Source organism: Occallatibacter sp. (assembly GCF_035317045.1).
GTDB lineage: Bacteria > Acidobacteriota > Terriglobia > Terriglobales > Acidobacteriaceae > Telmatobacter.
In genome coordinates this window covers 43,108-54,748 of sequence record NZ_DATHHT010000022.1, presented here as the reverse complement: position 1 = coordinate 54,748, position 11,641 = coordinate 43,108, and the positions used below count along the sequence as shown (strand labels likewise).

7 protein-coding genes are annotated in these 11,641 nt (G+C 57.8%); 1 reads left to right on the top strand and 6 read right to left on the bottom strand.

The features are described from left to right. Positions 1-50: 50 nt before the first annotated feature. Positions 51-1,178 carry a helix-turn-helix transcriptional regulator gene (locus tag VK574_RS09880; protein ID WP_472799675.1) on the bottom strand — a complete coding sequence of 376 codons (1,128 nt, stop codon included), beginning with the start codon at positions 1,176-1,178 and terminating at the stop codon, positions 51-53. A gap of 147 nt (positions 1,179-1,325) precedes the next feature. Between VK574_RS09880 and VK574_RS09875 the strand changes: the two genes are divergently transcribed. Further along, on the top strand, positions 1,326-2,492 hold the full coding sequence (locus VK574_RS09875; RefSeq protein WP_472799674.1) for a hypothetical protein: 1,167 nt from the start codon (positions 1,326-1,328) through the stop codon (positions 2,490-2,492). Positions 2,493-2,865: 373 nt separating this feature from the next. Here VK574_RS09875 and VK574_RS09870 read toward each other — a convergent pair whose 3' ends face one another. From VK574_RS09870 to fumC, 5 genes are all read right to left on the bottom strand, one after another. Then, on the bottom strand, positions 2,866-3,930 hold the full coding sequence (locus tag VK574_RS09870; protein WP_472799673.1) for a multiheme c-type cytochrome: 1,065 nt from the start codon (positions 3,928-3,930) through the stop codon (positions 2,866-2,868). Between the two features lies 1 nt (position 3,931). Continuing rightward, complete coding sequence (locus VK574_RS09865) at positions 3,932-5,041, bottom strand: tetratricopeptide repeat protein (protein WP_472799672.1); 1,110 nt, start codon at positions 5,039-5,041, stop codon at positions 3,932-3,934. A gap of 175 nt (positions 5,042-5,216) precedes the next feature. Continuing rightward, entirely contained in the window at positions 5,217-7,208 is a 1,992-nt protein-coding gene (uvrB, locus tag VK574_RS09860) for an excinuclease ABC subunit UvrB (RefSeq protein ID WP_472799671.1), read from the bottom strand. A gap of 61 nt (positions 7,209-7,269) precedes the next feature. Further along, positions 7,270-9,447, bottom strand: a complete 2,178-nt coding sequence (locus tag VK574_RS09855) for a VWA domain-containing protein (RefSeq protein WP_472799670.1) — start codon at positions 9,445-9,447, stop codon at positions 7,270-7,272. 603 nt (positions 9,448-10,050) lie between these two features. Continuing rightward, positions 10,051-11,532: a class II fumarate hydratase gene (gene fumC / locus VK574_RS09850; protein WP_472799669.1), complete on the bottom strand. Its 1,482-nt coding sequence runs from the start codon at positions 11,530-11,532 to the stop codon at positions 10,051-10,053. Positions 11,533-11,641: the final 109 nt, after the last annotated feature.

The following is an 11,641-nucleotide window of genomic DNA, read 5'->3' as shown; positions in this document are numbered from 1 at the left end:
GGTGAAAACGAGAAGTCTATACCTAAACGCCGGAGAGGCAATGGACCTGATCAAACAGCAATTCCTGGCAGGCGGGACAGGAGCCGTATCAGCTCCCCCTGGCGGCGGGAGCGTGTTTTGGCCAAAAGGGCCTTCATTTGCGATTTCACGGTCTCGCGGCTGACGCGGCCTAGATCCGCTGTCTCCGATGCTGAATGCCCGTTGAGAAGGGAAAGCGCCAAGCGGGTCTCGGCCGGAGTCAGGCCGAAGAGAGTCCGCAGCACTTCTGCCGGAACTATGGGATTTTCTTCAGGATCGTCGATGAAGACTGCAACGGAGGCTTTAGTGCAAACTGGATTGTCTGTCGCATGAAGGGGAGAAACGAGAATGTGCAAGGGACGTTTTCCGGGGCGGTACAACGGCATCGATCCGCCGCCGGTCCTATCTGCGCGGGCTGGATTGGCGAGGGCCTTCGCAATCAGTTGCTGGAGTCGAGATGATTCGGGGGAATCTCTTTCGGCTAATTTTGATTTGCGCACGTAAAGGCTATTGTCGGCGCCCAGGAGGGTGCGTGCCTTGCGATTGACAAAGATCACGTTCTGGTTTGAGTCGAGCAGGATCAGAGCGCTGGCGATGGCGTCGAGCGCGGTTTCCAGATCGGAAACGCGCCCTTCGAGAGCCGCCAGCTTGCGTCTAGTTTGGAGAGCGATTTTCAGATGTGGTGCAACAGTATTCAGCAAGGTTATCTGCTCGTGATCGAACTTTTGTTCGTGCCTCGCACGGTAGAAGCTGATTCCATCGAACGAACCCTGTTTGCCGGGAAAAAAAACGGCTGCCAACCGGCAAATTCCATACTCGCGGAGAAACTCGTTGTAAAAGACGCTCTTGAGAAACGCCGGTTCGGGCCACACCTCCTCACCCAGATGTACTTGTCCCGCTAAACCCACCTTCGGAAGGCGGGCAGTCCACTCATCGAATTGCCAATAGTATTCCTCGTACTCATTTCCGCTCTCCTTCAACGCATCTCCCAGTCCGGCGACGATGCTGTGATGGTTGCGCGACATGTCATGCGCGATCAGAGCGGCCTTATCCACTCCGCAGCTTTCGCCAAGTTGACGCAGAAACTCGCTCCAGAGTCGGGGGGCGGCGGGGGCGGCATACAGGGTGCTGAGGAGGCGAACAATGGAGTCGTCGTGCATGGATTCCTCGGGGAATGGAGGAATTAGGAGTGGAAGGAGTATAGCGCCCTTTGATTTGAATGGAAAAGAAAAGTTTGATTTTCCCCCAGGTGGGGGATGACACGGCTACCGCGGCGGTGGACCATCTAGGCGATGAACGGAGGTCACATGCATCAACTGAAACCACTTTTGCCGATTCTCTTGAGCCGCGCAGCCCTTTGCGTGGCGATAACCATGTCTGCCGCGATGGGGGCGTCGCTTCAGACCCACGCACAAAAGATCATCACCTTCGATGCGCCGGGCGCGGACTTGACGCCAGGGGATTTCAACGGAACCATCCCCGGCGGCGTCAATGTCTGGGGAACGATCGCTGGAGCCTACGTTGACGCGAACAACGTGTACCACGGGTTCGTGCGCAGTCCTGAGGGCAAATTCACCGCGTTCGAGGCACCCGGCGCGGATACGACCCCAGGTTCTTTTAATGGAACCAGTCCGAACGCCATCAACGACCTCGGGGTGATTACAGGAAACTACTGGGACACGAATGGCTTCAGTCACGGCTTCGTGCGAAGTCCGAACGGAAAGTTTACGACCTTCGACGTTCCAGGTGCGGGCGGTTTCGGCACCACTCCGAGAGCTTTCAATCTTGAGGGAGCAGTCGTAGGCGTCTACACCGACTCAAACTTTTCGTTCCATGCATTTCTGCGCAGTCCCGAGGGTAAGTTTACGACGTGGATTGGTCCAGACGCCTGCACGGGCAACGGGTCGGACGGCTGTTTTGGGTCGGGAGCCAGCAACGTGAACTTATTTGGACTTGTTGCAGGTGGCTTCGAGGACAATAGCGGCAACTTCGTTCACCACGGCTTCGTGCGCAATGCCGAGGGCAAATTGAAAGTGTTTGACGTTCCCGGCGCGGGCACCGGCAGCTATCAAGGGACCGGGTGTCCCGGTTGTAACCTGGGCCTCAACCAATTAGGGGCGATCGCGGGAAGCTACATTGATGCGAATAATGTGAGCCATGGCTTTCTGCGCAATGCCAGAGGCGAGTTTACGACATTCGATGTACCGGGAGCGGGGACCGACAGCTTTGAAGGAACGGGTTGTCCTTCCGATTGTCCCGTGAGCTTAAACGACTGGGGAGCGATCACGGGAATCTACATTGACGCGGATGGCGTGCTTCACGGCTATCTACGCACTCTCGACGGCAAATCTGCAACGGTCGATCCTGCTGGTTCAATCTTCACCTGGGTGTCGGGCATCAACGACCGAGGAGTCATCACGGGCTATTATGTCGACGCCAATGATGTCTACCACGGCTTCATTCGAGAACCCTAGACGGTTTCTACGGCCCGAGAATCTTCTCGGTTTAACGTGGAGCCTTAAAGGTCGGTCTTCCAATCCTTAAGAGACGACGAAACCCCATGCCATGAGGGAGGAATTCGAAGAACAGAATCTGGCGCAGTAGCCTGCACCGTTGTGACGATCGTCCACGCTACACCGATCGTTGGACTGCTCGTTGGCACCATCCTGTCGTCTGGAACGCCGAAGATATCATGCAAGAGGTGCGTGCGCCCGAGCCGCCGCCTGCAAATGCGACCGATCCTGACGATCATGACGAGTGGACAGCAAGAGTTTTTGCCAGCGCCTCGGAACCGTCCAGTCGCACGTGTTTTATCTCACCGAACCAACCATGGTTCGCTGCGCAGGTCTAGTCCGGATAGGGCTCGCCGGGCTTTACGATGCGGATCAGGTGATCCGTAAAAATTGCGTGGCCACCCGGCAAAGGGACCCTGGGCATGTGGCAGCTAACACAGTTTGATTTGCTTACCGGGCAGCTTTTGGCAGCCGACGTCGCATTGGTTGCGGTCTCTCCGTGGCAGGCCAGGCACTTCGCATCGTAAGAAACAAGGTTATGGTCGGCCTGTTGATGTGGATTGTGGCATGCGAGGCAGCTGATGCGCGGATCGTTGCCGATGAAGCACTTGCTGTTTGCGAGCCGATAGGGCTGGAAGCGCACATCGGAAGGCCCGTGCCAATGATTCCGCACCGTCGCGTCCCATGTGCGATGGCATTGACCGCAGAAATTCCCGGCATCTTCAGCGTTCATGGTCTTGAGCGACTTTGGCAGCGAAGAGAAGTTTCCGCGAGCGGCGTCGGCTTTGTGCTGTTCGGCGCCGGCGTGGCATCGTTCGCATCCTACCCCAGGGCTAAGATTTTCCAGATCCAGCTTTTTCCCTTTGACTACGTTGGATGCGTGGCAGCCGAAACACTGTAGAGATTCCCACGCGGAAATCTTCCTGCCGAATGCTTGCATCAGGTCCTTGGGAACGATTTTCGCATCTCCGGGCGTCGTGGCCAGCCCCTGGTCCAGCGGGAAGTAGCTGACCAGGCTTTCATAGAGAACGCCATCTTTTTCGAGTACCCAGGTTTGGGCGTGCTGGCCAAAAATCCACCGAATGGGCACGGTTAAGGCGTTAGTGCCGTCTGACACGCTGTACGTGCTGCGACCATTTCTGGTCTGCACTGTGTAAAGGTACTGGCCTTGTTGAACACTCAGGTTGGGATGAGACTCAAGGGTTGGATTCGCTCCGGGAGTTTCAAGTGCGTGGTGCATGGCTGCGTGCGCATAGGAGGACGTGACACCCGAATGGCAGTCGGCGCAGGCAGGCTGATTCGCCGAAGGCTTCGGCGACGCCGCGAAAGCCGTCTGCCCTGAAGACAGCGCGCACAGCAACAAAACGAGTGTGAGGATGCGGGCTCCCAAGATTTTCAAACTATTTTGCCAGGCTAAGACAGACCATCCGCTCACGGTAGGCGTCCTCTCTTCTACCAGCCCGCGAGTAGACGTCTGCCAATCCCATATGCGCTTCGAGGTTCTGAGGGTCTTTTCGCAGCACCTTGTTCAGCAATTCGGTGGTGCGTTTTACATCTCCGGTATCAGCGAGGGCGCGTCCCAGGGCGACCTGCGCCATTTCCATGTCGGGGGCGGCGGCTAGAGCGATTTCGGCTTCCGGCTTTGCCTCGGCGAAGCGGCCGGCAACAGTGAGGGTGAACGCGAGCACGCCGTGCGCATAAATGTTGGCGGGCACATGCTCCACTTCAGCGCGGAACTGCTCAATTGCGAGCGTTGGACTGTCTTTGTAGAGCAACGTGCCATAGAAGAAATTCAGATTAGGCGTCGTAGGATAGCGCGCGAAGAGGTCGTTGAACTGTCCATCGGCCGCATCGGTGTCATCCGAAAGATACGCATACCCAGCGTCGCCCACGGCTTCAAAAAATTGACGCTTCTCCGGGAGGACATTCTGGGGCAGGTCCGGGATTCTCAAACCGGCCAGCCCAATCCCCAGCGAGAGCAAAGGATCTTTGAGGCGGTGGGCGGCGAAGAATGAGTATTGCGCCACGGCGTCGTCAAAACGTCCGGCGCGGCCCAGTAGTTCTGCGAGATGAAAACGGAGAATCGCCTCGTTGCCGGGCTGATCTCCCGCACCCTGCTTGACGCCTTGCTCAAGATCGCGCAGCGCATCATCGTAAGCCGCGGTTTCGAATTCAGACAATCCGCGCAAGGCGATTGCAGCGCCGACGCCGGGTTGAAGCTTGAGAAAGTGATTCAACGCATCGATCGCGGAGGCATAGCCATTGGACCTGTATTGAAGCAAGCCGACATAGAACCAGCCATCAGCCCAGTCCGGCTTTGCGTCTAAAGCTTCGCCGTAGAGTTGAATTGCGAGCGGGATGTTTTGCTGATTGCGTGCTTCGGTTGCGCGAGCGGACAGGGTATCAAATTGCGACACCGGTTGTTGCGCGTGCAAGCGTCCCGCGCATGCCGCGAGCAGAATGATCAAAACGATGGTGAAAGAGCCCTTGGCCACCGGCTTGACGGTCACCAATCGTGTCTCCAGTCCTTTCAATAGGGACGGCCAGCGAAAAAGATTCGACGATCAGTCCTGTATTGTTTGACGGAATTGGAATTCCCCGGGGAATCTGCTTGCACGGTGCATTCTAACAAAAAACTTCATCTCGATTGCAGACGATTCCGTTTGCTCAGGCGTCCGTCGACCGCTATCCGAACAGAAACTCCTTTTCGCGGAGTTCTTTGATCGAGTCGCGCAGTTTGGCGGCCTTTTCGAATTCGAATTTCCGGGCGGCCTCGCGCATCTCCGTCTCGAGCCTGGCGATGAAGGCATCGACATCGGCCTGCGAGTTGAACTCGGGCAATCCCGCGGCTTCCTCGACTTCGATCTCGCCGTATTCGGCCTTGAGAATCTGTGCCAGGCCCATGTCCATCTTGTTGATGATCGACTGCGGCGTGATGCCGTGCTCCTCGTTATAGGCGCGCTGAATGGCGCGACGTCGATCGGTTTCGCCAATGGCGTGCTTCATCGAGTCGGTCATTTTGTCGGCGTAGAGTATCGCGCGGCCTTCGAGGTGGCGCGCCGCACGGCCCATGGTCTGAATCAGCGATCCGGTTGAGCGGAGGAAGCCTTCTTTGTCGGCATCGAGGATTGCAACGAGCGAGACTTCAGGCAGGTCGAGGCCTTCGCGCAACAGGTTGATGCCGATCAGCACGTCGAACTCGCCCTTGCGTAAACCGGCCAGCAGCTTTACCCGTTCCAGCGTTTCGATCTCCGAGTGCAGATAGCGGCAGCGCACACCGACTTCGGTGTAGTAGCCCGCAAGGTCTTCAGACATGCGCTTGGTGAGGGTCGTGACCAGGACGCGCTCGTTCCGCTTGGCACGATCACGAATTTCGGCGAGCAGGTCGTCAATCTGGCCTTTTACCGGACGGATTTCGACTTCAGGATCGACGAGGCCGGTCGGGCGGATCACTTGCTCGACCACGACTCCTGCGGAGCGGGTCAGCTCATACGGACCGGGCGTTGCGGAGACATAGATCGTCTGATGGATGCGATTCTCGAATTCATCAAACTTCAATGGCCGATTGTCCATCGCCGAGGGCAACCGGAATCCATAATCCACAAGGTTCTGCTTGCGGCTTCGGTCGCCGTGCCACATCCCGTGCACTTGCGGAATGGTGGCGTGGCTCTCGTCCACAAATAGCAGAAAATCGCGCGGAAAATAATCGAGCAGCGTTGGCGGAGCTTCGCCGGGCAGTCGGCCCGAGAAGTGGCGCGAATAATTCTCGATGCCGTGGCAGTAGCCCATCGACTTGATCATTTCGAGATCGAAGCGCGTTCGCTGATGCACGCGCTGCGCTTCCACCATGCGGCCTTCAGCCTCGAGATACGCCACCCACTCGTTAAGCTCCGCGACAATGGAGTCGATGGCCTGGGCCTTGCGCTCCGGCAGCACAACATAATGGCTCTTGGGATAAATCGGCAGCCGCGCATATTTCTGCTTGACGGTACCGAAGAGGGGATCGATTTGCGCGAGCGACTCGATCTCGTCGCCAAAGAGCTCGATGCGATAGGCCGACTCGTCGTAGGTGGGGTAGACCTCGATGATGTCGCCGCGCACGCGAAATGTCCCGCGGCGGAAGTCCACGTCGTTGCGTTCGTAGAGGATCTCGACGAGACGGCGGGTGATGTCTTTGCGGCTGATGCGCTGGCCTTTTTCAAGCAGCAGCAACATGCCGTAGTACGCTTCCGGCGAACCGAGTCCGTAGATGCAGCTCACTGAACTGACGATAATGGCGTCGCGCCGCTCAAACAGCGAACGAGTCGCCGAGAGCCGCAGCTTGTCCAGTTCCTCGTTGATCGTGGCTTCTTTTTCTATATAGAGGTCGCCCGCCGGGATGTATGCCTCGGGCTGGTAGTAGTCGTAGTAGCTGACAAAGTATTCAACGGCATTACCGGGGAAAAACTGCTTGAACTCGTGATAAAGCTGTGCGGCGAGCGTTTTATTGTGCGCAAGGATGAGTGCGGGCCGGTTCGATTGCTCGATGACCTTGGCCATGGTGAAGGTCTTGCCCGAGCCGGTGACGCCGAGCAGGACCTGGTGTTTCTCGCCAGCCGAGAGCCCTTCCATCAGCTCCTCGATAGCGCGGGGCTGGTCGCCGCGAGGCTTGTAGCTGGTCACCAACTGAAAATCCATTCAGGGATTATAGCTGAATAGCGAAGAATAGGCGAAGAACCAAGGGTGCGAGAGGTCTTGTCTACTTGGTCTCTTCGAACCCAGGCAGAATGCGGAATTCCGATCCGAACTTGTGGTACCCGCCGGAGGTCACGTCGTTGATCATGGTTTCGAAGTAGCTATACAGGCTGAAGACCATGCCCCACTCGCGCAGTTCGCGCTCGGAGCGGCCTCGCGAGACCTCCACGCTCCTCTGGGGACAGATATAGGTCTTGCCGCCCAACGCCTCCGGACCGTACTCGACCATGATTTGCGACCGGATGAGCGGGACGTCAGGGTCCCGTTCTTCGTCGAGATCTGCAGTGGTCACGATCCGCATGATGGCCCCGGAGTCGGGGTTTAGCGCGAATTCGCCGTAGTCGGCGGCCTTGTTTTGGTAGAGAGTGGTCCCGTTACCTTCCGGAAGACAGCAATACGTGAGCTCGGGCGTGATGCTCGTGCTGGCAGCGCTGTAGGAGAACACCGCCAGATCTCCGTCCTTGCCGCGCTCCCAGCGCTTCCACTTGAGGGTGCTTGAACTCGCGGTGGCGGCCCTCAGCACGTATGCAAGAATGGGTCCGAACGTGCCCGATGATTCAAGATCGCGCGCGCGTACCCCGCGGACGGCGGGTCGTTTGTTCAGTTTCTTCTTTTTCTCAACCACTTCGTGTCCGCTCCGATAAAGAACTGTCGCGTGCTCTCCGGTAGCAAAGTGCAGAGTCTGATCCTGGTGCAGCATCTTCCAGCTCTCACTTTCGCGCCCGACAGGCTCTTCAAAGCGCTCGGTGTTTCTCAAAGCAGAGAAGTCGGGCAGTTTGGGAATGGCATTTTGAAGGTAGTCGATTGCTCGCCGGAGAATGGCGCGCTGCTCCTCCATCGGAGGCGGCGGGCGATCCACAATTTCATCGGGCGGGGGCGCGAGCGCGAACGACAGATCGGCATCCGCCGTCAATGCCTGGCGTTCCCGTTCGCTGCGTACCTCGCTCAACAGCGCATTGAGCCGGCGCGTACTCATCCGTTGGGTGAGTTCGACGTTCTCCAGCTTTCGGAGCAGGTCGCTGTGCGCATGCACCAGCTCTTCAAGCTGCGCCACGGTGACTTCTTCTATCCCAGGTCGGGGATTGTCGAAATACACAGGCTCGTTGTAGTAGCCCGTGGCACTGCGGACAGTCAGGGCAGGATGATCGACCTGCACACGGATGTCGTGAAACTCGTCAACCTGGTAGGTGTGCGTCGGATTGAAGGTGAGAGTGTAGAAGCTCCGCATCTCTTCAACACACAGATCGATGTCTCGATCGAGATCTTCCGACGAGTCCAGCACCAGGCCTCCTGTGTGCGTCGCGATCACCTGCAGAGCCATTCTTTCTGGTTGCATGTCCTTTTGTGACCGGGGCGCGTCGAGGTAGTCGTGATAATTGAATAACGGGACTGGATTCAGCCACACGTTAACGCTGTCCACCGTGATGCGCGCTTCCCGCAGCCGCGTAGAAAGCTCCGTTGTCTCGTCGAAACCGGTATCGCCGCCATTCACAACAGGCCAGCCCGGACCGATCCACACCACGACCTTGTGGCCGGGGACATCTCTCTGATCGATGGCAATGGAGCCCAGCGCGCGCAGAGAGAGGCGATTGGGCTGCAACCTTCCCTCTAATGAGCGGCGTAAATCGGATTTATCATTTGGACCCAATCTCCACACGGCCAGTTGCGATCTCGTCTGTTCCAGTTCTTGTTCCAGAAGAGCCCCGTCCTTCACCGGCCTCAATGAGGAAAACAGTCCGTCGCGCGTGAGTCGATAAAGAAGACACGGAAATTCCCGGTGTCCGCTGTTTCGGCGCAGGAATCGCGATATTGCGCTTTCGGTCTGCGTGAGCTGCTGAGGCGATAGATTGTTGGTGTCGAGGACAAAGATGAGCTCGGGCGCTGGTTCGGACGGGGCCAGAGCGTTGTGGAAGGTGCGAATCTTTGCCGGTTGGCCGTTATCGAGAAGAGTGAAATCCAGGGGCGCGAGGTCCGAAACTGGGTTCCCTGCCGAGTCCGCTACAACCAGGTCGATGGTGAAGAGGCCTTTGCGCACCACTGGATTGGTGGCGCTCAGGGGTGCGATTGGCTTTTGCGCACCTAACGGATCTCCCAAAGGCACGGTTTGACCGCCTGCCCCGCAAGTCCCGAGAATCATCATCCATGCGATAAAAGCTGTGCGCTGCGGGTTGAGTCGATTCATCACGATTCCACGTGGTCCGTAGACTCGCGGCGAGCGTAGCATGGAATGCGTCGGCGGCGCTATGCGAGACCGAGGTGAGCTCACGCCGGCCTCTTTCAAAAACAAGGGCGATGCTGGCGAGTCACCGTCAAAGCTGACCGCTGACATATCTTCGTCAGAGGCAACGAACGAGCGGTCGATCACGTTCGCTGCCCGTCCGTTTGTCCCCAGGCTCATCCTGTCAAGGCCTCTTTCTGAATAAATTTCGCAACCCTCCGGCATTGAGCTACTTGCAGATTCCCCACATTTGCAGGTAATTACCCATGAAAAAGGCACAATAGTCCTGTGCGATGAATCCCGATGGTCCGCGCCGTAAACCTGCAGCGCAGGCGGTGGGGAACGATCGGCGATCATTTCTGTTTTTCGCTTTTCGTTCTCTTCGATCCGGCTTCTAACTTCTTTACGAAGAAATCTCTACGGCTACGTTCAATCACTGCAAATCTTTGGCGGCACACATCCTCCTAGACCCATGAAAAGAGGATCTTTCCCCCAAGAGACGGATAATAGGGGGTGCCCGTTGCCGTGCAAATCTCTGTCGAGGCAACGGTGCAAATCGGGGTTGTGCTAGCGAATGCCAAGATCCCGCCGCGGATCGCCAACCATCTTTCGCGGGTCGACGGCGCGATCGAATTCTTCAGCGGTTATGAACCCGCCGGCAACCGCCGCTTCGCGCAAGCTGATCTTCTGCTCAAGAGCGTTGTGTGCGATCCTTGCTGCATTCTCATAGCCGACCAGGGGGCTCAACGCAGTCACCAGCATCAGGGAGTTCTCGACGTTCCTTGCGATCTGATCTCGGTCCAGCGTGATCCCTTCAACGCCATATTTGCGGAACTGACGGCAGGCATCGCCGAGAATCCGCGCACTGTGAAGCACATTGCGAATGACGACAGGGCGCATGACGTTCAGCTCGAAGTTGCCCTGCGTGCCAGCGAACGCGACTGCCGCATCGTTCCCGAGCACCTGCGTGCAGACCATGATCAAGGCTTCCTGCTGGGTGGGATTCACCTTGCCCGGCATGATGGAGCTGCCCGGCTCATTCTCGGGAAGATTGAGTTCGTGCAGTCCCGTGCGCGGGCCGGATCCGAGCCAGCGCAGGTCATTGGCAATCTTCATAAGCGTAACTGCGAGCGCGCGCAACGCGGCGCTGGCCGCTACCATTGCATCCACCGAAGCGAGCGCTGCGAACTTGTTTGGCGCAGAGACGAACGGATAGCCAAGAAGCGACGCTAGCTTTGCAGCGACCTTGTCGCCGAAGTTCTCCGGCGCGTTCAGTCCGGTACCGACGGCCGTGCCGCCAATCGCTAACCGGTATAGGCCGTCCATCGATCGAACCATCAACGCGAGCGCATCATCGAGTTGCGCGCCATAACCCGACCACTCCTGCCCGACAGTCAGTGGCGTAGCATCCTGCAGGTGTGTGCGCCCGATCTTCACCACGTCGACCCATTCACGGGCCTTCGACCTGACTGCGTCTCTGAGCGCAGAGACCGCGGGAATCAGATGCTGGTCGAAAGCAAGCACCGTGGCGATGTGCATCGCCGTCGGGAACGTGTCGTTCGACGACTGGCTCATGTTGACGTCGTCGTTGGGATGAACCGGATCCTTGCTGCCAAGTTTCCCACCCACGAGCTGAATGGCCCGGTTGCTGATGACCTCGTTCACATTCATGTTCGTCTGCGTGCCCGAACCGGTCTGCCAGACGCTGAGAGGGAACTCGCCGTCGAGCGCGCCGGAAATCACTTCCTCGGCAACAGTTGCAATCAGATCGGCTTTCCACGCAGGCATTGCGCCGATCTCGCCATTCGCCTGTGCCGCCATCTTCTTTACATATCCATAAGCTCGACACACCTCGATCGGCATGCGGTCGTCGCCAATTGCAAAGTGAATAAGAGAACGCTGCGTCTGGGCGCCCCAATAGTGTTCGGCTGGCACATCGATCGCGCCCATCGAATCGGTTTCTCTGCGAGTCCCCGTCTTCCCGGCGCCCACGGGAACGTTTCGGATTGTCCGCGTCTCGGCGTGCTCTGCGGGCCGTAGCTTCTTCATTCGTTTGTTCCCCGCAAGCTGAGAATGATCTGGTTTGAATCGCCTTCCGCTCCGCACGTTGCCCTGCTTCACGAATGCTGCTGATGCCGGGGAGCGGCGATCCAAATCG